This window comes from Pseudomonas sp. TS_SC_3, assembly GCF_056156225.1.
Genome location: NZ_CM149586.1, coordinates 3614403 through 3641383, shown reverse-complemented (window position 1 = coordinate 3641383; position 26981 = coordinate 3614403). Strand labels below are relative to the sequence as shown.

29 protein-coding genes are annotated in these 26981 nt (G+C 60.8%); 5 read left to right on the top strand and 24 right to left on the bottom strand.

The genetic code is table 11. The features are described from left to right. The first annotated feature begins 6 nt into the window (after positions 1 to 6). On the top strand, positions 7 to 432 hold the full coding sequence (locus AC0J6G_RS17125; RefSeq protein WP_475249772.1) for a VOC family protein: 426 nt from the start codon (positions 7 to 9) through the stop codon (positions 430 to 432). 187 nt (positions 433 to 619) lie between these two features. Here the strand turns inward: AC0J6G_RS17125 and AC0J6G_RS17120 are convergent, their stop codons facing one another. The 5 genes from AC0J6G_RS17120 to AC0J6G_RS17100 form a co-directional block, all read right to left on the bottom strand. Beyond that, a complete protein-coding gene (locus AC0J6G_RS17120) occupies positions 620 to 1252 on the bottom strand; it encodes an SCO family protein (protein ID WP_475249770.1) in 633 nt (210 codons plus the stop codon). 11 nt (positions 1253 to 1263) lie between these two features. Beyond that, on the bottom strand, positions 1264 to 2163 hold the full coding sequence (cyoE, locus tag AC0J6G_RS17115) for a heme o synthase (RefSeq protein WP_475249768.1): 900 nt from the start codon (positions 2161 to 2163) through the stop codon (positions 1264 to 1266). A 24-nt stretch (positions 2164 to 2187) separates the two neighbouring features. Beyond that, on the bottom strand, positions 2188 to 3228 hold the full coding sequence (locus AC0J6G_RS17110; RefSeq protein ID WP_475249766.1) for a COX15/CtaA family protein: 1041 nt from the start codon (positions 3226 to 3228) through the stop codon (positions 2188 to 2190). A 153-nt stretch (positions 3229 to 3381) separates the two neighbouring features. Beyond that, positions 3382 to 3966, bottom strand: a complete 585-nt coding sequence (locus tag AC0J6G_RS17105; protein ID WP_475249764.1) for a hypothetical protein — start codon at positions 3964 to 3966, stop codon at positions 3382 to 3384. Further along, complete coding sequence (locus AC0J6G_RS17100; RefSeq protein WP_475249762.1) at positions 3941 to 4672, bottom strand: SURF1 family protein; 732 nt, start codon at positions 4670 to 4672, stop codon at positions 3941 to 3943. Before AC0J6G_RS17100 ends, AC0J6G_RS17105 begins: the two co-directional genes overlap by 26 nt. An 88-nt stretch (positions 4673 to 4760) precedes the next feature. Here AC0J6G_RS17100 and AC0J6G_RS17095 point away from each other — a divergent pair, with 88 nt between their 5' ends. Continuing rightward, positions 4761 to 4964: a twin transmembrane helix small protein gene (locus AC0J6G_RS17095; protein ID WP_275959934.1), complete on the top strand. Its 204-nt coding sequence runs from the start codon at positions 4761 to 4763 to the stop codon at positions 4962 to 4964. 5 nt (positions 4965 to 4969) lie between these two features. On the opposite strand, the gene AC0J6G_RS17090 is transcribed toward AC0J6G_RS17095, so the two are convergent. From AC0J6G_RS17090 to coxB, 4 genes are read right to left on the bottom strand one after another with little or no spacing between them, the layout of a single operon-like run. Then, complete coding sequence (locus AC0J6G_RS17090) at positions 4970 to 5866, bottom strand: cytochrome c oxidase subunit 3 (RefSeq protein WP_475249760.1); 897 nt, start codon at positions 5864 to 5866, stop codon at positions 4970 to 4972. 12 nt (positions 5867 to 5878) lie between these two features. Further along, positions 5879 to 6445 (bottom strand): cytochrome c oxidase assembly protein, encoded by a 567-nt coding sequence (locus AC0J6G_RS17085; protein ID WP_475249758.1) that lies wholly within the window; start codon positions 6443 to 6445, stop codon positions 5879 to 5881. Between the two features lie 11 nt (positions 6446 to 6456). Then, positions 6457 to 8061, bottom strand: coding sequence for a cytochrome c oxidase subunit I (ctaD, locus tag AC0J6G_RS17080; protein ID WP_475249756.1), 1605 nt, complete (start codon positions 8059 to 8061; stop codon positions 6457 to 6459). A gap of 4 nt (positions 8062 to 8065) precedes the next feature. Continuing rightward, positions 8066 to 9190 carry a cytochrome c oxidase subunit II gene (gene coxB / locus AC0J6G_RS17075; RefSeq protein WP_475249754.1) on the bottom strand — a complete coding sequence of 375 codons (1125 nt, stop codon included), beginning with the start codon at positions 9188 to 9190 and terminating at the stop codon, positions 8066 to 8068. Positions 9191 to 9555: 365 nt separating this feature from the next. Here coxB and AC0J6G_RS17070 point away from each other — a divergent pair, with 365 nt between their 5' ends. Next, complete coding sequence (locus tag AC0J6G_RS17070) at positions 9556 to 10212, top strand: hypothetical protein (RefSeq protein ID WP_475249753.1); 657 nt, start codon at positions 9556 to 9558, stop codon at positions 10210 to 10212. 29 nt (positions 10213 to 10241) lie between these two features. Here the strand turns inward: AC0J6G_RS17070 and AC0J6G_RS17065 are convergent, their stop codons facing one another. The 12 genes from AC0J6G_RS17065 to AC0J6G_RS17010 form a co-directional block, all read right to left on the bottom strand. Further along, positions 10242 to 10970 carry a carbonic anhydrase gene (locus AC0J6G_RS17065; RefSeq protein WP_475249751.1) on the bottom strand — a complete coding sequence of 243 codons (729 nt, stop codon included), beginning with the start codon at positions 10968 to 10970 and terminating at the stop codon, positions 10242 to 10244. Positions 10971 to 11091: 121 nt separating this feature from the next. Beyond that, entirely contained in the window at positions 11092 to 12150 is a 1059-nt protein-coding gene (locus AC0J6G_RS17060) for a PA0069 family radical SAM protein (protein ID WP_475249749.1), read from the bottom strand. Between the two features lie 94 nt (positions 12151 to 12244). Next, positions 12245 to 13183 (bottom strand): AEC family transporter, encoded by a 939-nt coding sequence (locus AC0J6G_RS17055; protein WP_475249747.1) that lies wholly within the window; start codon positions 13181 to 13183, stop codon positions 12245 to 12247. A 160-nt stretch (positions 13184 to 13343) separates the two neighbouring features. After that, positions 13344 to 15293 carry a DUF7844 domain-containing protein gene (locus AC0J6G_RS17050; protein ID WP_475249745.1) on the bottom strand — a complete coding sequence of 650 codons (1950 nt, stop codon included), beginning with the start codon at positions 15291 to 15293 and terminating at the stop codon, positions 13344 to 13346. Then, positions 15290 to 15610 carry a DUF2388 domain-containing protein gene (locus AC0J6G_RS17045; protein WP_475249743.1) on the bottom strand — a complete coding sequence of 107 codons (321 nt, stop codon included), beginning with the start codon at positions 15608 to 15610 and terminating at the stop codon, positions 15290 to 15292. Before AC0J6G_RS17045 ends, AC0J6G_RS17050 begins: the two co-directional genes overlap by 4 nt. Before the next feature lie 106 nt (positions 15611 to 15716). After that, positions 15717 to 16034, bottom strand: coding sequence for a DUF2388 domain-containing protein (locus AC0J6G_RS17040; protein WP_475249741.1), 318 nt, complete (start codon positions 16032 to 16034; stop codon positions 15717 to 15719). 78 nt (positions 16035 to 16112) lie between these two features. Further along, entirely contained in the window at positions 16113 to 16319 is a 207-nt protein-coding gene (locus tag AC0J6G_RS17035) for a DUF1127 domain-containing protein (RefSeq protein ID WP_475249739.1), read from the bottom strand. A gap of 269 nt (positions 16320 to 16588) precedes the next feature. Beyond that, entirely contained in the window at positions 16589 to 16804 is a 216-nt protein-coding gene (locus tag AC0J6G_RS17030) for a DUF1127 domain-containing protein (protein WP_475249737.1), read from the bottom strand. A gap of 378 nt (positions 16805 to 17182) precedes the next feature. Further along, a complete protein-coding gene (locus tag AC0J6G_RS17025; protein ID WP_475249735.1) occupies positions 17183 to 18619 on the bottom strand; it encodes an NAD(P)(+) transhydrogenase (Re/Si-specific) subunit beta in 1437 nt (478 codons plus the stop codon). A gap of 1 nt (position 18620) precedes the next feature. Continuing rightward, on the bottom strand, positions 18621 to 18938 hold the full coding sequence (locus tag AC0J6G_RS17020) for an NAD(P) transhydrogenase subunit alpha part 2 (RefSeq protein ID WP_090378897.1): 318 nt from the start codon (positions 18936 to 18938) through the stop codon (positions 18621 to 18623). Positions 18939 to 18952: 14 nt separating this feature from the next. Next, a complete protein-coding gene (locus tag AC0J6G_RS17015) occupies positions 18953 to 20074 on the bottom strand; it encodes a Re/Si-specific NAD(P)(+) transhydrogenase subunit alpha (protein ID WP_475249732.1) in 1122 nt (373 codons plus the stop codon). Between the two features lie 513 nt (positions 20075 to 20587). Beyond that, positions 20588 to 21487, bottom strand: a complete 900-nt coding sequence (locus AC0J6G_RS17010) for a LysR family transcriptional regulator (RefSeq protein WP_475249730.1) — start codon at positions 21485 to 21487, stop codon at positions 20588 to 20590. 197 nt (positions 21488 to 21684) lie between these two features. Between AC0J6G_RS17010 and AC0J6G_RS17005 the strand changes: the two genes are divergently transcribed. Then, positions 21685 to 22863 (top strand): acyl-CoA dehydrogenase, encoded by a 1179-nt coding sequence (locus AC0J6G_RS17005; protein ID WP_090254350.1) that lies wholly within the window; start codon positions 21685 to 21687, stop codon positions 22861 to 22863. Positions 22864 to 22993: 130 nt separating this feature from the next. Continuing rightward, a complete protein-coding gene (locus AC0J6G_RS17000) occupies positions 22994 to 24217 on the top strand; it encodes a CaiB/BaiF CoA transferase family protein (RefSeq protein WP_475249728.1) in 1224 nt (407 codons plus the stop codon). 124 nt (positions 24218 to 24341) lie between these two features. Here AC0J6G_RS17000 and AC0J6G_RS16995 read toward each other — a convergent pair whose 3' ends face one another. The 3 genes from AC0J6G_RS16995 to hmpA are packed head-to-tail and all read right to left on the bottom strand — an operon-like array spanning position 24342 to position 26976. After that, the gene (locus AC0J6G_RS16995) at positions 24342 to 25532 is read right to left on the bottom strand and encodes an NnrS family protein (RefSeq protein ID WP_475249726.1); all 1191 of its coding nucleotides are present in this window, start codon (positions 25530 to 25532) and stop codon (positions 24342 to 24344) included. After that, entirely contained in the window at positions 25519 to 25773 is a 255-nt protein-coding gene (locus AC0J6G_RS16990; RefSeq protein WP_475249724.1) for a transmembrane sensor/regulator PpyR, read from the bottom strand. The genes AC0J6G_RS16995 and AC0J6G_RS16990 overlap by 14 nt, the downstream gene beginning before the upstream one ends. 21 nt (positions 25774 to 25794) lie before the next feature. Continuing rightward, complete coding sequence (hmpA, locus tag AC0J6G_RS16985) at positions 25795 to 26976, bottom strand: NO-inducible flavohemoprotein (RefSeq protein WP_475249722.1); 1182 nt, start codon at positions 26974 to 26976, stop codon at positions 25795 to 25797. Positions 26977 to 26981 lie beyond the last annotated feature (5 nt).

The window sequence follows — 26981 nt, the reverse complement described above, 5'->3', positions numbered from 1 at the left end:
CTCAGCATGGCGCTCGCACCCTTTCACCTGGCTATTCCCGTTTATGACCTGGCTGCCGCGCAGCATTTCTATGGAGAGGTGTTCGGCTGCGCGGAGGGCCGTAGCAGCGACCACTGGGTGGATTTCGACTTCTTCGGCCACCAGTTGGTGATCCACCAGGCGCCGAAGATGGCCTATCAAGAAGCAGCGCACAGCAACCCGGTGGACGGCCACGACGTGCCGGTGCCGCATTTCGGTGTGGTATTAGGCTGGGAGGATTGGCAAAAGCTGGCGGCGCGGCTACAGGCCAAGGGCACGCCATTTGTGATCGAACCCTACGTGCGCTTCGCCGGCCAGGTCGGTGAGCAGGCTACGCTGTTCCTGCTCGACCCCTGCGGTAACGCCCTGGAGTTCAAGGCGTTCAAGGATATCGGCCAGCTATTTGCCAAATAGCGGGTCAGAACTTGTTTAAAGTCTCGCGAGCTAGAGTCATGCAAGGCCCTACGTTAGTAACAGCCTCCGGCTGTTCAAAACGGCGAGGAAGCGGAGTTTACTGTTGTAAATGAGCATTCCGAGACGCCGCGTCCCGGCCTGTTTTTAACGCAGCAGGGCCGACGCGCAGCAGACATTAAACAGGTTCTTAGGGGCGCTCAAGCAGACTGGGCAACTGCGCGGCCAACTTGGCGTTGTTGATCGGCGCGCGGATAAAGCCGCGCTGCTTGCCATCCGGGCCGATCAGCACCAAGTTGCCACTGTGATCGACGGTGTAATTTTCCTTGCTGGTATCAGCCGGGATAAACGGAATACTGACGCCGTTGGCCAGCTTCTGAATGGTCGCCTCTTCGCCGGTCAGGCCGATAAAGCCGGCATCGAAATAATCCAGGTACTTCTTCAACTGCTCTGGCGTATCGCGGTTCGGGTCAACGGTGATCAGCACGATACGCAGCTTGGCCAGGGTTTCCGGCGGTAGCTGGCCTTGCAGTTGGCGCAGCTGGGCGAGAGTGGCCGGGCAGATGTCCGGGCAGAAGGTGTAGCCGAAGAACAGCAGGCTCCACTGGCCTTTCATCTGATCGACCGCCACCACCTGGCCATCCTGATTGGTCAGGCTCAGTTCCGGCAAGCTGCGGCTCTGTGGCAGCAAAACGATGCCAGCATCGAGCAGCACGGTGGGATCACCCTGGCCCTTGCTGGTCAGTACTTTGTTGACGGTCAGGCCCAGCACCAGGGCGACGATAGCAACGAGAACAAAAACGGTGATCTGGGTTCGGGTCATGGCACCAACGATTACAGGTTTAACAGCAGATAGTGGTCGACCAGCAGGGCGATAAACAGCGCGAAAAGATACCAGATGCTGTATTTGAAGGTGTTGATCGCCGCATGCGGTTTGCTGTCACGGTACAGCACCACCGCCCAGTACAGAAAGCGCCCGCCCAGCACCACCGCACAGGCGAGATAGAGCAGCCCGCTCATATGGATGGCATAAGGCAGCAGGGTCACCGCAAACATCACCAGGGTGTAAAGCAGGATATGCACCTTGGTGTAGTGCTCGCCATGGGTCACCGGCAGCATGGGGATATCGGCCTTGGCGTATTCCTCCTTACGGTGGATCGCCAGGGCCCAGAAATGCGGCGGTGTCCAGGCGAAGATGATCAGCACCAGCAGCAGCGGTTCGGCGCTGATATGCCCGGTAACCGCGACCCAGCCGAGCAGCGGCGGCGCAGCGCCGGCCAGCCCGCCAATCACAATATTCTGCGGCGTGGCGCGCTTGAGAAAGCCGGTGTAAAGCACCGCGTAACCGAGCAGGGAAGCCAGGGTCAGCCAAGCCGCCAGTTCGTTGGTAAAGGTCAGCAGTAAGGCCATGCCGGCCACCGCCAGCAGCAGGGCAAAGCCCAGCGCCGCACTGGGCGAAATACGTCCCGAAGTCACCGGACGCTTGAGCGTGCGCGCCATGATCGAATCGATACGCCGGTCCACCACATGGTTAACTGCCGCTGCCGCGCCGGCACACAGACCGATACCGAGGTTACCGAAAATCAGCACCTGCCAGGCCACACCCGCCCGCGTGGCGAGGAACATGCCGACCAAGGAGGTGATCAGCATCAGCACCACCACCCGCGGCTTGGTCAGCTCCAGGTAGTCGCGCCAGCTGGCGTGGGCTTGGTGTTCGCGCGCTAGAGTAGCCATAGGGTCTCTCCTCGATTGTTCTTGTTATTTACCGGGCAGCGCGGCAAAACCAGCCTGCGTGCTTGTCACCGGGGATGCCAGCCGTACGCGGCTGCGCAGCCGATAATTGATCAGCACCAGGGTCAGCAGCAGCGCAGCGCCGCCGAGGTTATGCGCCACCGCCACCAGCAGTGGCAGATGAAACATCACGTTGCTGATGCCCAGGCTGATCTGCACCGCCAGCGCCAGCACCAGCAGCTCGGCCAAGCGTGCCAGGCCATGACGCTTGAGCTGCCAAGCCAACAGCAGCAACGCCAGGGTTACCAGCAGCGCGCCAATGCGGTGGGTCATATGAATGGCGGTGCGTGCGTCGCTGTCGAGCTGACCGCCGAGGTAGTTGGGACCGATATGCTGGGTCAGGTGAAAACCATTGGCGAAGTCCATCGCTGGCCACCATTCGCCATGACAGGTCGGCAAATCAACGCAAGCGACCGCCGCGTAGTTGCTGCTGACCCAGCCACCGAGGGCGATCTGCCCGATCACCAGCAGCATGCCGAGCGCCGCCAGGCTGCGTAATCGCGCGGGAAGATTGGCCAAGGCGGATGCTTTGCCGGATAGGCGCAGCGTTAAAAGAAACAACAAACTGAGGGTGGCAAACCCTCCAAGCAGATGTGCCGTCACCACTTGCGGCCAGAGTTTCAGGGTCACCGTCCACATGCCAAAGGCCGCCTGCAGGGTCACCAGAGCAAGCAAGAACAGCGGTAGTTTCAGCGGCTGATCCGCCTCGCCTCGGCGGCGCCATGCCTGCACCGCCAGGCCGAGAATCACCAGCCCCAGGGCACCGGCAAAATAGCGGTGGATCATCTCGTACCAGCCCTTGGCCACTTCCACCGGCGCATCCGGAAAACGCGCTTCGGCCAGGGTCTGTTTATGCTCGCTCATCGGTACGCCGATAAAGCCGTAGCAGCCGGGCCAGTCCGGGCAACCGAGACCTGCGTGGGTCAAACGGGTATAGGCACCGAGCAGCACCACCACGACCGCCAGCACAGTGGCGAACAGGGCAAAACGGTAACCGGGCTTGCTCATCCTTCCTCCTTAGATAGGCCTTTGAAAACGTAGCGAGCGAAGGTTAGGCAAGGCGAAATCAGGCGAGGGCGCGAAGTGTACGAGCTGTACATGAGCAGCCCGAGTCTGATTTCAACGCGGTATAACCGAGCGCAGTAGTCTTTCAATGGTCTATCAGCCAATTTGGGAGATTTTCAGCAGGTGCCGCAGGTCGTTGAGAATCGCCTTGCCCTTGCTGGTGGCGTCATAACGCAGCACCAGATTGCCGTGTGGATCAACGATCCACAGCTGCGCGCTGGAAGCGGCGCCGGCGGTTTTGCCGTAAGCCTCCAGCTGCAGCTGATAGCGCGTCAACTGGGGGTATTCGCGGCGTAGCTGGGCGTCATAGTCGCCGGCGATTGGCTGGGCACTGGCCAAACCATGGGCAGCGCGGCCGACATCACGGTTTAGGCCGATATGCACCTGGCGGGCGAGAAACACCAGTTCCTTGCAGGCGGCATCGCAGACATCCGGCACGGTCACCAGCAGTTGCCAGCGCGGCTCATCGGCACCGACCACACCGAGGTCGGTGCGGGTCTGGCCGGTGCCAATCAGTTCGCCGTGGTAGCTGCGGGTTTCCGGCACCCAGAAGCGCCACTGATACATGGCGCTGGCGAGGATCATCGGGCCGATAACCACGGCCAGAATCAGGATCAGTTGCAGACGCCCACGGCGACGCTGGCTGGGCGACACTTCAGGCAGGGCGATGGCTGGGTTCATGGCGAGTCTCCCGCGCGTTAGATAGACCTAAATAGATAAACAGGCAGAGCAAGGCCGCCGCCAGGGCGAACCACTGCACGGCGTAACCGAGGTGTTTGTCGGGGCTCATGGCGATAACCGGCCAATCGCTTTGAAATGACGCGGGACCCGGTTCGAGGCGCACCTCATAGCTCAGGCCACCACGCCCCAGTTGCTGCCAGAGGTCATCCGGCTTGACCTCGCTGACCACCTGCGGCCAGCCTGCAGTCGGTTGCGCACCCTGCAGCTGAAAGGCCTCACCCAGCGGCACATACACCGTGGCCTGCAGGCGCAGCGGCGTATCCGGGGTGGCGAAGGTTGGACTGATGCGCCGGTCCGGCCAAGGCAGCCAACCGCGATTGAGCAACAGCCAGAGGCCGCTGGTTTGGTCATAGAAGGGTTGCAGCACTTCCACACCCACCTTGCCGTCGCGGGTGCGGTTGTCCAGCAGCAGGGTATGCCGCGCATCGAAGAAGCCCTGCAGCTGCACGCGCTGGTAAGCCGGATTGGGCTGCTGCTCCAGCTCAGCGATGCTGATCGGTGCGGCCAGTTGCTGGGCCTGGTGTGCGGCCAACAGCTCGCGCTTTTCTTCTGCGCGCGCCAGCTGCCAGAAGCCCAGGGCGATCAGGCAGGGAAATAGCAGCAGCACCAGTACGCTAGGCAGCCAGCCAGGACGGAAGGTGCTCATAGCAACCTCCCTAAAGCCCTGTACAAGCTGGCTATACTGCAGCTGAAGCGCATTTCCCTTCCCCCGAAGTTCCGCTTGGGAGTCACGCATGCTCAAAGCCGCGATCGTCCTGTTACTACTGGCTACTCTGGTCAGCCTATTCAGTGGCCTGTTCTTTCTGGTCAAGGACGAAGGTAAAACCTCCCGGGTGGTCAACGCGCTGACTGTGCGCGTGACCCTTACCGCGCTAACCGTTGCCCTTATTGCCTGGGGCTTCTACAGCGGCCAACTGGTTTCCCAAGTCACCTGGTGATGCCGTTAAATCACATAAACGAAGACGAACAGACCAATCCACACCACATCGACAAAGTGCCAATACCAGGCCGCCGCCTCGAAGCCGAAGTGCTGCTCTGGGCTGAAATGCCCGCGGATCACCCTGATCAGCATGATGCTCAGCATCAGCGCGCCCAGCGTCACGTGTGCGCCATGAAAGCCGGTGAGCATAAAGAAGGTCGCGCCATAGATACCCGAGCCCAGGGTCAGCCCCAGCTCACTGTAGGCGTAGATGTATTCCTCGACCTGCAACACCAGAAAGGCGATGCCGAGGATCACCGTCAGCGCCAGCCACAGGGTTAGCGGCTTGCGGTGGTTCTTGCGCAGTGCGTGGTGGGCGAAGGTCAGGGTGAAGCTAGAAGTGACCAGCAAGATGGTGTTGATCAGCGGCAAGCCCCAGGCACTGATGGTGCCGCTCGGTGCCGGATAGAGTTTCGGGTCTGGGGTATTAAGCAGCGGCCAGCTGTACTCGAAGCCCGGCCAAAGCATGTTGCTCACCCCTTTGTCGCCCTCACCACCGAGCCATGGCCCGGCCCAGGTGCGCACGTAGAACAGCACACCAAAGAACGCGGCGAAGAACATTACTTCAGAGAAAATAAACCAGCTCATGCCCCAGCGGAACGAGCGGTCCATTTGCGGGCTGTACATGCCGGAGCGGCTTTCCTTAATCACATTGCCGAACCAGCCAAACAACATATAAGCGAGAAACAGACCGCCGATAAAGAAGATCAGCGGGCCGTTGGAGTCGGCGCGATCTGCCTTCATATCGTTGAACCACATGCCTACGCCGTAGACTGAAAACAGCAGGCCCAAGGTGGCGATGATCGGCCACTTACTTTGGGCCGGGACGTAATAGTTTTCGTGGGTTTTGTGACTCGACATTTATTGTTCTCCTTAAGGAGTCGCCCGGGTAAGGGTCGCTTGCGCCACCGGCGGTTTGCTCGCGGTGATATCAAACAAGGTGTAGGCCAGGGTCACGTGGCGCACATCGGCCGGTAAGTCTCTATCGACGATAAACCGCACCGGCATTTCGATGCGCTCGCCAGGCTGCAATACCTGTTGGGTAAAGCAAAAGCATTCAGTCTTGTGGAAATAAGCCGCTGCTTTGGACGGCGCCACACTGGGGATCGCTTGCGCGGTCATCGGTTTGTCGGTGGGGTTATAGGCGACAAACAACATCTGCGTACTGTCACCCGGGTGCACCAGCACCTCATCAGCTTCGGGGCCGAACTCCCAAACCATCTCGGCGGCGTTGGTGGCGAGAAACTGCACCCGCACCTGGCGTGATTCATCGGTGGTTTGCAGCCCGGCCTCATAGGCACCGGCGGTTTTGCCGTTGATGCCGAAGGCCTGGCACATCACGTCATAGATTGGCACCAGAGCGAAGCCAAAGCCGAACATGCCGACCACCACCAGTGACAGGCGAATTACCAGGCGGCGGGTCGACAGGGCTTCATTCATCAGTCAGCCCCTTACTTCACTTCGGGTGGTGTGGTGAAGGTGTGGTACGGCGCCGGTGACGGCACACTCCACTCCAAGCCTTCGGCGCCATCCCATGGCTTGGCCGGTGCCGGCTTGCCGCCACGGATGCACTTGATGACGATAAACAGGAATAGCAACTGGGTGGCGCCGAACATAAAGGCGCCGATGCTCGACACCATGTTGAAGTTGGCGAACATCATGTTGTAGTCCGGGATTCGCCGCGGCATGCCGGCCAGGCCGACAAAATGCATCGGGAAGAACGCCAGGTTCATGCCGATAAAGCTCATCCAGAAGTGCAGCTTGCCGAGGGTTTCGTCATACATGTGCCCGGTCCACTTCGGCAGCCAATAGTAAGCCGAGGCGAAGATGCCGAAGATCGCCCCCGGTACCAGCACATAGTGGAAGTGCGCCACCACGAAGTAGGTGTCGTGGTACTGGAAGTCCGCCGGGGCGATGGCCAGCATCAGGCCGGAGAAACCGCCGATGGTGAACAGAATGACGAAGGCCACGGAGAACAGCATTGGCGTTTCGAAGGTCATCGAACCGCGCCACATGGTGCTGGCCCAGTTGAACACCTTCACCCCGGTCGGCACGGCGATCAGCATGGTGGCGTACATAAAAAACAACTCGCCGGTCAGCGGGATACCGACGGTGAACATGTGGTGCGCCCAGACGATAAACGACAGGAAAGCAATGGCCGCCGTCGCATAGACCATCGAGGTGTAACCGAACAGCGGCTTACGGGCGAACGCCGGGATGATCGCACTGACCGCACCGAAGGCCGGCAGGATCATGATGTACACCTCGGGGTGGCCGAAGAACCAGAACACATGCTGGAACAGCACTGGGTCCCCACCACCGGCGGCACTGAAGAAACTGGTGCCGAAGTGGATGTCCATCAGCATCATGGTCACGCAACCGGCCAGTACCGGCATCACCGCGATCAACAGGAAAGCCGTGATCAGCCAGGTCCAGACAAACAGCGGCATCTTCATCAGGGTCATGCCGGGGGCGCGCAGGTTGAGGATGGTGGCGACCACGTTGATCGCGCCCATGATCGAACTGATGCCCATCAGGTGCACGGCGAAGATAAAGAAGGTCACCGATTCCGGCGCGTAGGTGGTCGAGAGCGGCGCATAAAAGGTCCAGCCGAAATTGGGTCCGCCGCCTTCCATAAATAGTGTGCTAATCAACATGCCGAACGCTGCCGGCAGCAGCCAGAAACTGAAGTTGTTCATGCGCGGCAGGGCCATATCCGGCGCACCGATCATCAGCGGAATCATCCAGTTGGCCAGGCCAACGAAGGCTGGCATCACCGCGCCAAACACCATGATCAGGCCGTGCATGGTGGTCATCTGGTTGAAGAACTCCGGCTGCACGATCTGCAGGCCCGGTTGGAACAGCTCGGCACGGATTACCATGGCCATGCTGCCACCCAGCAGGAACATGGCGAAGCTGAACCACAGGTACATGGTGCCGATGTCTTTGTGGTTGGTGGTCAACACCCAGCGCATCAGGCCTTTGGCCGGGCCGTGGTGATGGTCATGTCCGGCATGACCGTGGCCAACGTGGCCCGGATCGATCACTGCACTCATGTCCTTACTCCTGAGCCTGTTTGAACGCGAGGATGTCTTTCGGCGTGACCATATCGCCGACCGCATTGCCCCAGGCATTGCGTTCGTAGGTGATGATCGCAGCGATATCAACTTCCGAGAGTTGCTTGCCAAAGGCGGCCATCGACGTACCCGGCTTGCCGTTGACCACGATGTCGATATGCCCTTTGGCCTCACCCTTGGCGATGGCCGAGCCTTTCAACGCCGGGAACATCGGCGGCAGCCCCTCACCATTGGCCTGGTGACAGGCCATGCAGGCGGTGTTGTAAGCCTTCTCACCGCGCACCATCAGCTCATCCATGGTCCACTCTTTAGTGGTCAGCTCCTTCTCGGCAGCGGCTAATTGCTTACGCTCGGCAAGCCAGGCGGCGTAATCCTCTTTCGACTTAGCTTCAACCACCACCGGCATAAAACCGTGATCCTTGCCGCACAGCTCAGTGCATTGGCCACGGTAGATGCCGGGCTCGTCGATACGTGTCCAGGATTCATTGATAAAGCCGGGGATGGCGTCCTTCTTCACCGCCAAGGCCGGCACCCACCAGGAGTGGATGACATCGGCGGCGGTGATCAGAAAGCGCACCTTGGTACCGACTGGCACCACCAGCGGCTCATCAACCTCCAACAAGTAGTGCTCACCTTTGGTGGCCTTGTTGTTGATCTGGTCTTTAGGGGTGGTCAGGTTGCTGAAGAACTCAACGTCTTCACCCAAGTATTTGTAGTGCCATTTCCATTGATAACCGGTGATCTGGATATCCACCTCCGACTCACTGGAATCGTAGATATCGATCAGCACCTTGGTGGCGGGAATCGCCATGACGATCAAAATGACTAGGGGCACCACCGTCCAGAGGATCTCGACCGTGGTGCTTTCATGGAAGTGCGCGGGCTGATGGCCGGTGGAGCGGCGGTGGACGAGCATCGACCAGAACATCGCGCCGAATACGATCACGCCGATGACGACGCAGATCCAGAAGATGGTCATGTGCAGGTCAAACACTGAGCGGCTGACCTCAGTGGCGCCCGGCGTCATGTTGACGCCCCAACTGGCGTGCGCCGAGCTGAATATCAACCACAACAGGAGGCCCATCCAGACTCGTGGATGTCGCATCATTGCGGGTTCCCCTTAATATTGTTCTTGTTATCCCGCCGGATCAGTCAGTGGCTCGGCTACCAACCATCTTCACGATGAAAGATGCCTGTAAAAGCTGTCCGTGCCGCAGCTGATTCGGAGTTATCAGGTACTGCCTTTCGAGTTCGAGTATAGACAGGGAGTTGCAGCTGGCAACGCGAAAGCTGAAATGAGCAAAGCCCTGCCAGGCAGGCGCTAAAGACTGCAGCTGGCGCAGGATGGGTGAGGGTGGCGAGGGCTGCATATAGCCAGTACGCATAAATATTTCATAATTATGACAATCGATTCTCAGCAGCTACGCTCAAGCCATTAACATTCTTGCCCATGTCCTAATTTCGGGAGCAGTCATGAACATCGCCGCCTTGCACGCGCTGATCCAACGCGCGCACCAACACGAAGCTAACACAGGTCACTTAGCCGGTCAGGTACAGGCATATGTAGGACAACTGCATCCCTCTATCCGCCTGCCGGATAAAGATGCCCACGGCGTGCTGCAGCGCTTTGTCAGCGCCTATATCGAGCAGGTGCCAGAGCTGTTGCAGGCTGCCCACCAGGTTGCTCAGGAAGCGGGGATCGAGACGCAGATCAAGCCGGTGCTCAAGGTTGCCGAGCAGTTTTTTCTGCAACCGCCCGCGCTGATGGAGGGCCATGAAGGACTTGAAGGGTTACTTGATGAAGCGTATCTGGCTCACCGCTTGGTCGAAGAGGTGAATGATCGCTACATCGCCCATCTGGGCGCACCGTTGATTCCTGTGGATACCACAGTGGCGAATTTGATTGCTCACCAGCTGATCGGCGAACCCTTTGCCAATCAACTGGATGAAGCCGTACACCATGCCGTCGATAGCATGCTCGACGACACCCGCTTTACTCAGGAATCAGTGCAGGCCTACCGCGAGCGCCTGCATAACCCGCAGACCGAGGCCGCCTGGCAACGCTGGCCTTGCCTGTCACGCCAGCTTGGGGTCGAGCTGCAGCTGGATGCAGCTCGCACGTCCGGTTAGCAGGCCCTCCACCTCGCGCTATTGGCTGACTAGCTGCTCGGCAGATAGCGCGCACGCGGCGTGGCCATCGGCAGCGGGCCCTCGCCGATTAGGCGGAATTCGCCTTTCTCAGAGTCGTAAGCCTTGATCTCGCTGGTTTCGATGTCATACACCCAACCATGGATAAACAGTTGACCGCAGGCCATGCGCGAGGCCACAGAAGGGTGGGTGCGCAGGTGGTCGAGCTGCGCCACCACGTTTTCCTCGGTGAGGATGCCCAATGTGGTGTGATCGGCGCAGCCGCAGTTATCTGCCACCACCGTCTTGGCCACTTCAGCATGGCGCAACCAGGCCTTTACCGTGGGCATGCGCTCCAAGTCTTCCGGGTTGAGTACGGCCTTCATCGCGCCGCAGTCGGAATGCCCGCAGATGATGATGTGCTGTACGCCGAGGGCCATCACCGCGTATTCGATAGCGGTGGAAACGCCCCCCATCATTTGCCCATACGGCGGCACCACATTGCCGACATTGCGGTTAACGAACAGGTCACCCGGTGAGCTTTGGGTGATCAGCTCGGGCACCACCCGCGAGTCGGCGCAGGTGATAAACATGGCGCGCGGGTTCTGCGCAGTGGCTAGTTTTTTGAACAGCTCTTCCTGTTGCGGGAAGATCTCGCTGCGAAAGCGTTTGAAACCACCCACAATGCTCTGCAGCGCTTCCTCGGCAGTTTCAATGCCTGTGCGCCCCTGCAACGGGATCAGCTGGTGCTTGTACGGCATATGTGCAACCTCTATGAACCTGAAAACGGCTGCTAAGGCGACAGCTAAGGCCGCTGGCAAGTCACATACCGGAGATCAGCACAGTGGGTTTAGGCGGCCACCGTCAGCGCCGCGTGACGGGTTAAAGTAACGCCAGCTGGCCACCGGGCGGGCAGAAGCGGGAGCAATCGAGATTAAACCCATCCCGCCGATTCAAGCCCAGACGCTTGCTAGCCAGGGCAAAACGCTGCGCGAGCAACTCGGCAAAGACCCCTTCACCACGAAAGCGCTGGCCGAAGCGGCTGTCATACAGCGCACCGCCACGGCTCTGACGGATAAGGCTGAGCACATGCTCGGCGCGCTGTGGGTAATGCGCTTGCAACCACTCTTCGAACAGCGGCGCGACCTCACGTGGCAGGCGCAGCAGCATGTAGTTGGCGCTCTGCGCGCCGGCCTCCTTGGCTGCTGCCAGTAGATGCTCCAGTTCCATGTCGTTGATCATCGGGATCATAGGTGAGCAGAGCACGCCGACCGGAATACGGTTGTCACGCAGCACACGAATCGCCCGCAAGCGCGCCGCCGGTGCCGCCGCACGCGGCTCCATGGTGCGTTTTAACTCATCATCCAGAGTGGTCAGACTGATCATCACCGCCACCAGGCGCTGCTGCGCCAGTTCGCTAAGCAAGTCGAGGTCACGCAGGATCAGCGAACCTTTGGTGACAATGGTCACCGGATGGCGATAGTCGAGCAGCACCTTGAGGCTGTTACGCGTCAGCAGGTGCTGGCGCTCAATCGGCTGGTAGGGGTCGGTGTTGGAGCCGAGATTGATCGGCGCGCAGACATAGCCCGGCTTGCTCAACTGCTGTTCAAGCAGCGCCACGGCGTTGGTCTTAGCGATCAGCTTGGTTTCGAAATCCAGCCCCGGCGACAAATCCCAATAGGCGTGACTCGGCCGGGCATAGCAATAAATGCAGCCGTGTTCGCAGCCACGATACGGATTGAGCGAGCGATCAAACGGCAAGTCAGGTGATTGGTTGCGGGTGATGATGCTTTTTGCGGTTTCGCTGCGCACCTCGGTCGCCCGGCTGGGCGGCACTTCCTGAAACCAGCCGTCATCGCTGGCGATGATGCGCTGCGAAGCAAAACGGTTATGCGGGTTACTGGCAGTACCGCGACCGCGCGGCGGCAGAGAAACAGACATGGGCTGGCTCCATAAATTACTGTATATAAATACAGTAATTTATATGCATCACCAACCACCAGTCGTCAGTGATACAGCGTGTGCGGCATCTGAATCAGCCCGCCACCAGCAGCAATAACAGCGGCAAACTGGCCGCTGCCAGTAGGGTTTGCAGGGTGATGATGCCGGCCATCAACTGGCTGTCACCACCCAGCTGGCGAGTCAGCACGTACGCTGTCGGCGCGGTTGGCAGGGCAAAGAACAGCACCAGCACGGTACTTTCCATCGCCGGCAGCTGCAGACCATAGGCCACCACCCAGGCCGGCAAAGGCATGGCCAGTAGACGCAGCAAGCTATTGCTAAGCAGCGCCGGCACTTCACCACCCAGCTGCTCGGGCTTTAGCGCTGCACCGACGCAGAGTAGACCCAGCGGCAAACTGGCGGCGGCCAGCAGGCTTAGCAGACGATCACTGCCGCCCGGCAGGCCAAGACCACTGAGGTTGACCAGCGCGCCGCCGAGGCAGGCAAGAATCAACGGGTTCTTCATAATTGGCAGCAGCAGGCTGCGCGCACTGACGCCGCGCTCGGCGGTCAGCGACCACACCGACAGTACATTTACCGTCGGTACCATCAACGCCAGCATTAACGCCGCCAGAGTCAGCCCCGGCTGACCAAACAGGCTGCCAACAGCGGCCAGGCCGAGGTAAGTGTTAAACCGCAGAATGCCCTGACTAAATGCCCCGAAACGCCCCGCCGGCCAACCCCGCACGCGCCGCACCAGCAACAGCGCCAGCCAGGCGATACCCAGCGCCAGCAGCACCGCCAACGCCAGGCGCGGTAACGCCGGATTATCCAGCGGCGCCGTGGCCAGGCTGCTGAACAGCAACGCCGGGAACAGCATGAAGTAGTTCAACCGCTCGGCACCCGGCCAGAACGCCTCATTGGGAAACGCCCAGCGGCGCAGGTAATACCCGGCCACGATCAAGGCAAACAGCGGCCACAGGGCCAACAACAACTCCAGCACACTCACCTCCGCCTGCACATGAGCACTCATCTTGAGCAGCCACGCAAAGCGATGCAAGCTGCCAGGATTGCGCAGGCCGTTACCGCAGGGGATGAATAGGAGCCGGCGTAGCCTGGATCCGCCCAACCTGATCCGGGTTTCACGCCTGCAGAGCACCTTTACTGGCAAGCAGGGTTAAGCACCACCGCAACTAAGGCAACTGCAGACCACCGCCAGCTTTGTGCAAGGCGCGCAGGTGCGTGCCCAGTTGCGCCAGGTTGGCTTCAGTGGCCTGCAGTTCGGCCAGGCGCGCCGGTTCCAGCAGGGTACGCACTTCCTGGTCGAGGTTGTCGCTAAGCTGGCGCAGTTGCTGCTGACGCGCCTGGCTTTCGGTTTCCAGGCGCTGCCATTCGGCGCGCTGTGGCAGGCCGTAGCCACCCTCGAGCAACTCGGCCGGGCGACTGAGGAAACCGCTGTTGGCGAGGATCTGCTGCAGTGCGCCGCCAGCCTTGCTCACCGTGGGATCAACGCCATCACGGCCGCTGAGGTAGCGGCGCTTGAGTTCATCCTGAGCCAATAACAGTTGCCGACGCAGTGCCGCCTGTTCGAGCAGCAGCAGCGCTGCACTGGTGCGCAGGTCGGCACGGGCGAACCAGGGCTGACGCTGCTCAGCGGGCTGGGTCAGCCAGTCCTCAACCTGCGCCTGCTCAATCGGCAACTGCGCCTGCAACACGCTGAACATGGCCTGGTAGCGGTCACGGAACGAGTCAAAGCGATAACCCAGGCGTAGGGCTTCGGTGGAATCGTCCAGTACGCTGCGGTCGGCCAGATCGCGCGCCACCAGGGTGTCGAGCAGGCCGTTGGGCATGATGCTGTCGAGCGCATGCAGGCGCGGGTGCTGGCTGCCGCTGCGCAGCAGCTTGAGGGTTTCCACGGCGCAATTATTGGAGATAAACCAGTAGTCGCCGTCGTAACTCCAGTGCTGCTCGGCGGCGCGGGTCACCAGGTGCTCCAACTGGGTACGGTCCAGCTTGAGCGGCACCGAGGCCAGGCTGCGTAGCTCAACCTTGGTGTACTCCTCGATCACCTGAGCCAACGGCAAAACGAACAACCGCGACGGATAAACGCCGGTCAGGCCATCCCAACTGGACAGCTGCACATCGCCGACAAAGGCGCGGTAGGACAGCACCAGATGCTCCTGCAGATCCAGCCGACAGTCCGGTCCTAGCGGCCGACCAGGCGCACAAATCACCAGTCGCAACATGCTGTGGCCCCAGCGGCTGGCCAGTGCATCGTTGGCTTCGGCCAGCAGGTAATCCACCTGATAAACCCGCTGCGCATCGATGCTGCCCAGCGGCTGGCGGGCGAAGTCCCGCCCGGCATTCAGGTAGGCCAAGCCTTCAGCGCAGGGCTGCTGGTTCGCGGGCGTCCAGGCGAAATGCGTGCTCAGGTAACGTGCCAACGCGGGGCGGCGACAGGCGTAGCTGGGGTCGAGGAGAAAGTACTCCATATTGACGGCGAGAAACTCGCGCGGGTTGCTCAGCTCATAACTGTCCGGGCTGCGCGCGACCTGATGATTGTCCTGCTCTCGCGCACCACGGCGCCCGACCTGCTGCGGCCAGCCGGCCAGGTCCAGCAACAGCGGATCATCACTCAAAGTAAAGCGCCGCGCCGTCTGCCCGCGGCAGTGATCCGGCAAGCCAACCGCGCCCAGACTCTGCTCACGCTGCCGACACTGGCGTTGTAACTGTCGCTCGGCCTGCGGCCAGAGTTGGGCGCGGTCATATAGATGGGTAATTTCATGCAGCACGGTCGCCAGCAATTCGCGGCGTACAGTGCCATGGGGGCGATTGGTTAGGGTGGCGCTGCTGCCGTCGCTTAACCCTGGCAGCAACGCAGCATTCAGTTCGATCCCGCTAAAACGCCCGGCGCGGCCATACACCTGCGCAGGCAAGTTACGCCAGCGCACGCTCACGCGGCGATCGAGGTGCTGTTTGAGCGGTGGTGGTAAGGCGGCCAGCGCCTCCTGCAACAGTTGCTGGCTGGCCTGACGTTCAGCTGGGCTGAGTTCGCCGTTCGCGAGCTGCAAGCGCAACTCGGCCTGGCTGCAGGTACTGGCCAGTAGCGCCAGCCCGAGCAGCCAGGTACGCGGCCAACTCACAGTGCCAGAATGGCTTCGGCCAATACCAGGTCAGAAGCGCCTTGCGCTTCAGGCACTTGGCTGCGGATGGTGCCAATGGCGGCTTCCAGCTGGGCGCCACGGATCTGCCCTTGGCTGGCGACGAAGCTGGCAGCATCGTCACGCGCCGCGAGCACGACTTTCGAGTCACGCACCGAGGTGGTGGTATCCGAGGTGAAGTCGAAGGTGCGGTCTAGGGCACGCACGATGATATTGCTGGTCGCCACCAGGGTTTGCGCCTGTGCAGTGGCACTGAGCAGAACGGCCGCAACTACGGCACTGAGCAAGATAGGGCGCATAGACATCTCCAATAATCAGCCATTAAGTCGTTTGGACTGGCTTAGACAGGCAGTGTGACACACAGTTCCGCCCGCGACAGGCTCGTCGCAGGGCCTAAAGCACTTCTCAGAGGCTAAGAATGGCTGTCGCCAGCTGCATATCGTCACCTTGCACCGTCGGTACTTGCTGACGGATATGTTGCAACGCGGCCTCCAGGCTGACCCCACGGATGCTGCCCTGGCTGGCAACAAAAGCCGCGGCGTCATCACGGGCGGCGAGTACGATTTTGTCGTCATTAAAGGAAGAGGACACATCGGAGCTCGCTTCTGCAGTCGCCGCAACCGCGCCAACCACCGCATCGGTCGTGACCACAAAGCTGGTCGCGCCAGCAGTACCTGCCAGCGCCAAAAGTGCCGCCAGGCTAAAGGTTTTTATTACGTTCATATCCATGCTCCTTAAAATCTCAACAGGCCAACAGCCGTCATTGTAGACCCTGACGGTGCCGCTTGGTTGCCAGAACACTCAGCGCCAGAATGGCTTTTCCAGCTCAGTCTGACGCTGCGCGTGGGTGATTCCAGCGTCCTCCAGCTGATGACTATCCAGACGGGCCAGTTGCCTGCGGGTGCGCAGATTGTGTTGCCAAAAACACAGCGTGGCATAGAGCTTCAGCCACAGCGGCCTAGGCACTCGGACAGACTGTGGGGGGCTGGGTTTGAGCGTGCGTTCCATGGTGCAATTCCTTCGCTGAGCACAGAAAGAGCACCCTAGGATGGGCGGTACGGTGCAGCGCAGGTAGAGACAGCCCTAGAAAATTGTTACGGCGCAGTTATCGATCTAACCGAACTGTACCGCTGGGCATTGCCGCAGACTGTTGTGCGGGAGGCATTGCCTGACGCGCTTTTCGCCGGCACATAAAAAGAAAGCCCCAACGCACGGGGCGTTGGAGCTTCCAAAAATCCCAATAAAGGGAGGAGCAGAAATCGGTGGATAACGGCGATTTAACGCCAGAAAGGCTTGCTCAGTTCAGCGTGGCGCTGCGCTTCGCTGATGCCGGCATCGGCAAGTAGGCGGGCGTCCAGGCGGGCAAGCTGGCGGCGGCTGACGATACGGCGCTGCCATTGCAAGACGGAGGCGAGCATACGCAGCGGCAGGGCGCTGGAGCTGTTGACTTGGCTATGATCAAAAAAGAGGTCGGAACTGAGGGTACGTTCCATGGTGTTCATCCTTCCGCTTGTGGCGGATCAGTGGTGTTTTGCGATGGAGGAATTATTGCCGCTACCGCCACTTCGCTGTAGCCACAGCTGAATGAAATTGCAGTGCTAATAGATAGTTAGCTTTGTAACTGTATTGCTATCTTTAAACTTAACTGTATTGCCTATAAGTGCTTTAGCCTGAATATGCCGTTTTAGCAGTTAAAACCACCGCGCGAGGTGTGAATAACAGTTAATACAGACAGGTACAGTTGCGGATTACGCTGATATTACAGCTGACCTGTTTTTCAGATTTTTGCCTGGCCACACCACTTTTCTGAGCACTCAGACAGAAAAAAGCCCGGCTAACGAGCCGGGCTTTTTTACGACGCAGCAGGAGGGTTAGTCGACCGCTTTAACCATATCTTCGATGACTTTCTTGGCGTCGCCGAAGACCATCATGGTCTTGTCCATGTAGAACAGTTCGTTGTCCAGGCCGGCGTAACCGCTGGCCATCGAGCGCTTATTGACGATCACGGTTTTGGCCTTGTAGGCGTCCAGGATCGGCATGCCGGCGATCGGCGACTTCGGATCGGTCTTCGCGGCCGGGTTGACCACGTCGTTCGCGCCCAGCACCAGCACCACGTCGGCTTGGCCGAACTCGGAGTTGATGTCGTCCATCTCGAACACTTGCTCGTAAGGCACTTCGGCCTCGGCCAGCAATACGTTCATGTGGCCTGGCATACGCCCGGCAACCGGGTGGATCGCGTACTTCACGGTCACGCCACGGTGGGTCAGCTTCTCAGCCAGTTCCATCAGTGCGTGCTGGGCACGGGCCACCGCCAGGCCGTAACCCGGAACGATGATCACGGTGTCGGCGTTGGTCAGCAGGAAGGCCGCGTCGTCGCTCGAACCGGATTTCACCGGGCGTGCTTCTTGAGCACCGGCCGGGCCAGCAGCTTCAGTCGCGCCACCGAAACCACCGAGGATCACGTTGAAGAACGAACGGTTCATCGCCTTGCACATGATGTACGAGAGGATCGCACCTGATGAGCCCACCAGCGAACCGGCGATGATCAGCATCGAGTTGTTCAGCGAGAAGCCGATACCGGCCGCCGCCCAACCCGAGTAGCTGTTGAGCATCGACACCACCACGGGCATGTCAGCACCACCAATCGGGATGATGATCAGCACGCCAATGATGAAGGCCAGCACGGTCAGCGCGGCGAAAGCACGCACATCACCGGTGAAGCTGTAGTAGATGCCCAGGCCGAGAATGGCCAGACCAAACACCAGGTTCAGCATGTGCTGACCTTTGAACTGTACAGGTGCGCCTTGGAACAGGCGGAACTTGTACTTGCCCGACAGCTTGCCGAAGGCGATCACCGAACCGGAGAAGGTGATGGCACCGATGGCCGAACCGAGGAACAGTTCAACACGGTTGGCCACCGGAATCGCATCGCCCAGCGCTGCAACGATACCCAGCGACTGCGGCTCAACCACCGCCGCAATGGCAATAAACACCGCGGCCAGACCGATCATGCTGTGCATGAAGGCGACCAGCTCCGGCATCTTGGTCATTTCAACGCGCTTGGCCATCACGGTGCCGACAGTGCCGCCGATCAGCAGGCCGACAATCACGTAACCGATACCGGCGGTGGCAAGTTCAGCGCCGAGCTTGTAGATCAGGCCAACGGTGGTGAGGACGGCAAGGCCCATACCAATCATGCCGAACAGGTTACCGCGACGCGACGTAGTCGGGTGCGACAAGCCTTTAAGCGCCTGGATAAAGCAGATCGAGGCGACGAGGTAGAGAACAGTGATCAGGTTCATGCTCATCTCAGTGCTTCTCCACTGCAGCGGCTTTCGGCGCTTTCTTCTTGAACATTTCCAGCATGCGCCGGGTTACCAGGAAGCCACCGAACACGTTAACCGCAGCCAAAGCCACGGCCAGGGTGCCCATGGTCTTGCCCAGCGGGGTCACGGTCAGCGCTGCGGCCAGCATGGCGCCGACGATAACGATCGCGGAGATGGCGTTGGTTACGGCCATCAGCGGGGTGTGCAGGGCCGGCGTCACGTTCCACACCACGTGGTAACCCACGTAGATGGCCAGCACGAAGATGATCAGGTTGTAGATGCCGTCGGAAATCATATCCATGAGCGGTGCTCCCCTTAGCCGTTAGTGCGCACGACGTTGCCGTCACGGCACATCAGGCACGCGGCGACGATGTCGTCTTCAAGGTTGAGGTGGAACTTGCCTTCGCCGTCGATAACCAGCTTGAGGAAGTCCAGCAGATTGCGTGCGTACAGCGCCGAAGCATCGGCCGGCACCAGGGCCGCCAGATTGCTGTGGCCAACGATGGTCACGCCATGCTGCACCACCACTTGCTCGGCGACGGTCAGCGGGCAGTTGCCGCCTTGCGCTGCAGCCAGGTCGATGATCACCGAGCCAGGCTTCATTTCCGCCACGGTGGCGGCGTGCAGCAGGGTCGGGGCCTTGCGGCCTGGGATCAGCGCGGTGGTGATGACGATGTCAGCCTGCTTGGCCTTCTCGTGCACCGCCTTGGCCTGACGCTCCATCCACGAAGCCGGCATTGGCCGGGCGTAACCGCCCACGCCTTGTGCGCACTCGCGCTCTTCGTCGGTTTCGAACGGCACGTCGACAAACTTGGCACCGAGCGATTCGATCTGCTCTTTAACCGCAGGGCGCACATCGGACGCTTCGATCACCGCACCCAGGCGCTTAGCCGTGGCGATGGCCTGCAGACCGGCCACACCGGCACCGAGAATCAGCACGCGTGCCGCTTTTACCGTACCGGCCGCGGTCATCAGCATCGGCATAAAGCGCGGATAGTGATTGGCTGCCAGCATCACGGCTTTGTAGCCAGCGATGTTGGCTTGCGAGCTGAGCACGTCCAGGCTCTGCGCGCGGGAAGTGCGCGGGGCAGCCTCTAGGGCGAAAGCAGTGACGCCGCGAGCATTGATGCGCGCGATGGTCTCGTTGCTGAACGGGTTGAGCATGCCCACCAATACGGCGCCGGTTTTCATGTGCGCCAGTTCAGCATCGGTCGGAGCGACTACTTTCAGCACCAGATCGGCACCAAAGGCAGCAGCATCGTTACCGATCGTCGCACCAACCGCTTCATAGGCGCTGTCCGGAATGCTGGCGCTAACGCCAGCACCGGTCTGTACCGTCACCTGATGGCCCTGGGCGATCAGCTTCTTGATGGTTTCGGGAGTCGCGGCGACGCGCGTCTCACCGGCATGGGTTTCGAGAGGAACACCGATGTGCACTTCAATTCTCCTGCGTGATCTTTTTAGTGAACCGGCGCACTGCGGGTGGCACGCGGGCATTGGGGAGGATCAGCACAAACCCGCTCCGAAGAGGCAGGCGCGGCATTCTGCAGGCGAACGGCGGTCCCTTCAAGAAGTTATGGAGTAAGAAATTTGCATTACTACAAGTTATAGGTCTATCACTAGTTTTCATACCAGCCACAGCCCGCGCCGTATCTGGCCTAAGCCTTCAACGACGGTGCGTACAGAGGCAAATGCCATGCATACGGTGGATGACAAATAATCCAATCCTCTGATATGTGAAAGGTAGCGAACGCCGTGTAAAAAATAGCCTACAAGCCATAGCCCATGGGCGTTAGCGCCTTTTGGGTGCGGTATTTTATGTAGTTTGCAAAAACTGGCACTACCTGACGCTAGAGGGAACGCCAGAGCCGCCGCTGCCTGTGCTTGCTGCGCCGAACGGGCGACGATTGGCCGGATAAACCTGCAATAGAGTGGCTGTAAAAGCGCTTTTTATAACGGCTGGTACTGCGCCGCTTCACTTAACAGCCAATCCCGAAAGGCCGTGAGCGCTGCTGACTCCAGCTTGCGCTCGGGCACTATCAGGTAATACGCGCGACCGCTGTCCAGCAGCGGCTTGTTGAGTGCGACCACCAGCAGCCCCTCCGCCAATTCACGGCGAATCAGGAAGGGAGGGATCAGGGCGATGCCCATCTCATGAATGGCCGCCTGGGCCAGCATGGAAAACAGCTCATAACGCGGCCCGGCCATATCCCGCGGGGTACTCACCCCCTGCGCGCTGAACCACTGACGCCAGGCGTAAGGCCGCGTGGTCTGTTGCAGCAGCGGCAGGCTGGCGATTTGCTCGGCACTCAGCTGCGCCTGCTCAGCCAGCAATACCGGGCTGCACACCGGCATCGGGTTCTCGCCCATGAGCAGATGCGCCTGGGTACCGGACCAGTCGCCATCGCCGAAGTACACCGCCGCATCAAACGCGGTGTCGGCAAATAGAAAGGGCCGTGTGCGGTTGGTCAGGTTGACGGTGATCTCTGGATGAAGCCGCTGGAAATCCTTCAAGCGCGGCAGCAGCCACTGCGTACCAAAGGTCGGTACCACCGCCAGCTCGATGCTCATCGCGCCCTGTTGGCCCATCACCGCCAGGGTGTCGCGCTCCACCGCATCCAGTTGGCCGGCCACCCGCTTGGCATACGACTGACCGGCTTCGGTGAGCAGCACGCCACGGCGTGAGCGGCGAAACAGTTCGACATTAAGGAAGGCCTCCAGCGCGGCGATCTGCCTGCACACCGCGCCCTGGGTCAGGCTCAGCTCCTGCGCCGCCTTGGTAAAACTCTGATGGCGAGCGGCGGATTCGAAGGCGATCAGGGCGGCGGTGCTGGGGATTTTGCGGCGCATCTGTGCGTCACTCTCACTTTCATCGATTAAATAGGCCGATTAAAGCTATCTCGAAGTGAGCTATTCGCACAACAGCGTGCGCAATACTCGTTTGCCCATACTTCCCAGGCCGCCTAGGATCAATCTCACTCACCGGCGGACGCAGCGTAACTGCGCAGGCACCCGCCCAACCCCTGTTTGATTTCGAGGTGTTCGCGATGGCCAAGGCAAGCTTCAACTGGATCGACCCCCTGCTGCTCGATCAACAATTGACCGAAGAAGAGCGCATGGTGCGTGACAGCGCCCAGCAGTTCGCCGCCGACAAGCTGGCCCCGCGTGTGCTCGAAGCCTTCCGCCATGAGCAGACCGACCCGAAGATCTTCCGTGAAATGGGCGACACCGGCCTGCTCGGCGCGACCATTCCCGCCGAGTATGGCGGCAGCGGCCTGAACTACGTGTGCTACGGCCTGATCGCCCGCGAAGTCGAGCGTATCGACTCCGGCTACCGCTCGATGATGAGCGTGCAGTCGTCGCTGGTGATGGTGCCCATCTATGAGTTCGGCAACGAAGCGACCAAACAGAAGTATCTGCCCAAACTGGCCAGCGGCGAATACATCGGCTGCTTCGGCCTGACCGAGCCGGATCACGGCTCCGACCCTGGCTCGATGATCACCCGTGCGAAAAAGGTCGACGGCGGCTACCGCCTGACCGGCGCGAAGATGTGGATCACCAACAGCCCGATCGCCGATGTGTTTGTGGTCTGGGCCAAAGACGATGCCGGCGAGATTCGTGGCTTTGTGCTGGAAAAAGGCTGGCAAGGCCTGAGCACCCCGGCGATTCACGGCAAGGTTGGCTTGCGTGCATCGATCACCGGCGAAATCGTCATGGACAACGTGTTCTGCCCGGAAGAAAACGCCTTCCCCGATGTGCGCGGTCTGAAAGGCCCGTTCACCTGCCTCAACTCCGCCCGTTACGGCATCAGCTGGGGCGCGCTGGGTGCCGCTGAGTTCTGCTGGCACACCGCGCGTCAGTACACCCTCGACCGCAAACAGTTCGGCCGCCCGCTGGCGCAAACCCAGCTGATCCAGAAGAAACTCGCCGACATGCAGACCGAAATCACCATGGCCCTGCAAGGCTGTCTGCGCCTTGGCCGCATGAAGGACGAAGGCACCGCGGCGGTGGAAATCACCTCAATGATGAAGCGCAACAGCTGCGGCAAGTCCCTGGACATCGCGCGCATGGCCCGCGACATGCTCGGCGGCAATGGCATCAGCGACGAGTACGGCGTCGCTCGCCACCTGGTCAACCTGGAAGTGGTCAACACCTACGAAGGCACTCATGACGTCCACGCGCTGATCCTTGGCCGCGCGCAGACTGGCCTGCAGGCATTTTTCTAAACAGCAGCGCCAAACTGTAAGACCGTAGGATGGGTTGAGCGCAGCGATACCCATCAGATCGCCCGACGGGTTACGCCGCTTCGCGGCTAACCCATCCTACGTCCTACGTTTCTCTCCCACGAGGTTCCCCATGCCCGGCGCCCTATCCCATATCCGCGTACTCGACCTGTCCCGCGTACTCGCAGGCCCCTGGGCCGGGCAAATTCTCGGTGACCTCGGTGCCGAGGTGATCAAGGTCGAGCGCCCCGGTTCAGGTGACGACACCCGCCATTGGGGTCCGCCCTATGTGAAAGATGCTGAAGGGAATGACTCGCGTGAGGCGGCTTACTTCCAAAGCGCCAACCGCAACAAACAATCGCTGACGCTGGATTTCACCCAACCCGAAGGCCAGCGTCTGGTGCGCGAGTTGGTGCAGAACTGCGATGTGCTGCTGGAGAACTTCAAGGTCGGCGGCCTGGCGGCTTACGGCCTCGACTACGCATCGTTGAAAGCCCTGAATCCACGGCTGATTTATTGCTCGATCACCGGCTTTGGCCAGGACGGTCCTTACGCCAAACGCGCCGGTTACGACTTTATGATTCAGGGCCTCGGCGGGCTGATGAGCCTGACCGGCAAGCCCGATGGCGAAGACGGGGCTGGGCCGATGAAAGTCGGCGTCGCCCTCACCGATATTCTCACCGGCCTGTATGCCACGGTCGGCGTGTTGGCCGCGCTCAATCAGCGCGAACAATCCGGCCTCGGCCAGCATATCGACGTGGCCTTGCTCGACGTGCAGGTGGCTTGCCTGGCCAATCAGGCGATGAATTACCTCAACACCGGCGTCTCGCCCAAGCGCTTGGGCAACGCTCATCCGAATATCGTGCCCTATCAGGATTTCCCCTCGGCCGATGGCAACTTCATTATCGCCGTGGGCAACGATGGGCAGTTCCGCAAGCTGTGTGAGGTCGCTGGCCTCTCGGCGTTGGCCGATGATCCGCGCTTTGCCAGCAACAAGGCCCGCGTGGCCCATCGCAGCGATCTGATCCCGCTGCTGCGCCAGGCCACAGTGTTTAAAACCACCGCCGAATGGGTGACGCTGCTGGAAACTGCCGGCGTGCCCTGCGGGCCGATCAACGACCTGGCGCAGGTGTTTGCCGACCCCCAAGTGCAAGCGCGCGGTCTGCGCCTCGACCTGCCCAACAGCCTGGGCAGCACTACGCCACAAGTCGCCAGCCCGCTGCGTCTGTCCGAGACCCCGGTGGAATACCGCAACGCACCGCCGCTGCTCGGCGAACACACCGAGCAGGTGCTGACCCACCATCTCGGCCTAAGCGTCGAGCAGATCGCCGCGCTGCGTGAGGCTGGGGTGCTTTGAGCCCAACGCAAGGCCAGTGCGGCGCTGCCGGATCGAATCGGATACGCGTGGGAGGGGCTTTAGCCGCGATGCGTTCAGCGCCTTCAAGCCCTTCGCGGCTAAAGCCCCTCCCACCGAGATGACGCTAACCCGGCTGCCCATCCACCCGCGCGGTGCAGAACATCACCGCGTAGTGGCGTACAAACAAGGCAAAGGCCGTGACCCACAACAGGCTGGAAAGCCCCAGCCCTAACGTCGGCGCAAACGGCACCAGCAGCACTCGCGCCACGACGGCCAGCTGCAGACAGGCAAAGGTCCACCCCATCACTTCAGGCGGCTGCAACGGCCGACCGGTATGGCCGAGACTGACCCGCGCGAGCATCGCCAGAATCGCCCCGCCCACCACGCCCAATGCCAGGGCGTGATAGGCCAAGCTGGCGTTGTTCAGCCAGCCCACATGCCAAGACGCCAGGGCCATTAACGCCAGCGGCAGCCAGGCATAGGCCAGGTGCAATGACCAGAGCAGCGGCACGCGCCAGATCCCGCCGTCGTACCAGTGCCATAAACGCAAACCATGCAGCGCAACCAGAGCCAGCAATAGCGGCAGCATCCATAGCGACGGCTGTAAGGCAAAGCCGCTGGCAAACAGCAGCGCTAGGCTGAGCGACAACACCAGCACTAATGCATCTAACCGAGGCCTTGGAGTAGCAGGCTCCGCTCGATTGAGGCCGCGTTGGGTAAAGAACGGAATCACCCGCCCGCCGATGATGCTCACCAGCGCCGCGATCAGCCATAAGCCGGCCAAGGCACCGCGTCGCTGCAGGGTGTCATCGCCCAAAGCCAGGCCATAGAGCAGCAGCCACTCGCAGCCCGCCATCAGCAGCACCACGACCACTAGCGGGTAGTTGCGCCACTGGCGCACCGTCCATAGCTGTCGTCCAAGCAACAACGCCAGCAGCGGTAGAAAGGGCAGTTGCAGCGCCAGCAAGAGTGGCAACGGCGCACCGAACAGCCAGGCCAGTCGCGCCAGCAACCACAAGCCGAACAGCGCCGCCAGCGGCCAACCGCTCAGGCCCGGTCGTCCCGTCCAGTTCTGCAACGCAGTCAGCAGAAAACCGGCAATGATCGCCACGGCAAAACCGAACGGCAGTTCATGCCGATGCCAAGCCAAGTTACCGCCCAGCGGCTGCCAACCCGGCAGATAACCCAGTAATGCCGCAGCCCACAGACCGATTGCCAGCACGGCAAACAACGCGCCACCGAGAAAGAACGGGCGAAAACCCAGCCGCCACAGTGGCGCAATGGCCAGTTCCTGCTGGCGATCACGCAACTGCACAGCAAGGCTCCTGTTGCTTACCCAGCTGTTGCTGCGCGGCCAGGCGCAGCACATAACCGAGCTTAAGCAGGCCTGGGCCGATGATCGTCAGCGAGTGCGCCGTGACCAGGCTGCCCATGCTCAGCTGCGCCTCCAGACCATAGGCGCCGAGCAAGCCGACCAGCAACAGCAGCACACCCACCAGCAGCATGCGATTCGCCAATTGCAGTGCCCGCAAAGGGCAGGTGAGTGATGCCAACATGATGACCTCCAGAGCGGGTGATTAACTGTCCAGCGCGCTGGCCGGACCAAAGAACTCGTAATGACTCTGCGCCGCCGGCACGCCGAGGCTGTGCAGGTGCCGTTTGACCTGCGCCATAAACGGCTTGGGGCCGAGGAAGTAGGCATCCAGATCGCGCTGCTCGGGCAGCCACTCAGCCAACTGTTCAAGGCTGAGCAAGCCTTCGGCATCACCCTGATCGCCCGCACGCGGCTCGCTGTAGCACACGTAATGGCGCAGCTGCGGACGCTCAGCACGCTGCGCCTCAACCCAGTCACGGAAGGCATGCACGCCGGCGTGGCGAGCGCAGTGGATAAAGTGGATATCACGGCCCGTGTCGCGCGCCGCTTCCAGCATGCTCAGCGCCGGAGTGATACCGACGCCGGCGGTGATCAGCACCAGCGGCTTGGCCGACTCGCGCAAGACGAAATGCCCTGCCGGGGCAAACAGCTCCAGGCTGTCGCCAACTTGCAGCTGGTCATGCAGGTAATTGGAGACCTTGCCGCCCACCTCACGCTTGACGCTGATGCGGTACTCGCGGCCATTGCTCAAGGCCGACAGCGAGTAGTTGCGACGCTGCTCGCCACCGTCCAGCAGCAGACGCAGGCCGATGTACTGGCCGGGCTGGAAGGCCGCCAGCGCGCCACCGTCGGCCGGCACCAGGTACAGCGAGACGATCTCCTCACTCTCCTGCACCTTGCGGCTCAGGCGGAAACTGCGCGCCCCGCGCCAGCCACCCTCGGCATTGGCGTTGGCGCTATACGCGGCCTCTTCGGCACCGATGAGGATATCCGCCAGCTGCCCATACGCCACGGCCCAGGCCTCGATCACCGCATCGGTGGCGATCTCCTCGCCCAGCACTTCACGGATCGCCCGCAGCAGGCAACTACCGACAATCGGGTAATGCTCAGGCAGGATCTGCAGCGACACATGCTTGTTGACGATCTGCCCGACCAGCGGCCCCAACGCCTCCAGCCGATCAATATGCCGGGCATACATCAACACCGCATTGGCCAGGGCACGCTGCTGGCCGCCACTGGCCTGGTGCGCCTGATTGAACAGCGCGCGCACCTCGGGGTACTCGCTCAGCATCATCTGGTAGAAGTGCCGGGTCAGCGCTTCACCACCGCTTTCCAGCAATGGCACGGTGGCTTTGATCAGAGCGGTTTGGGCAGGGGTCAACATTGTGC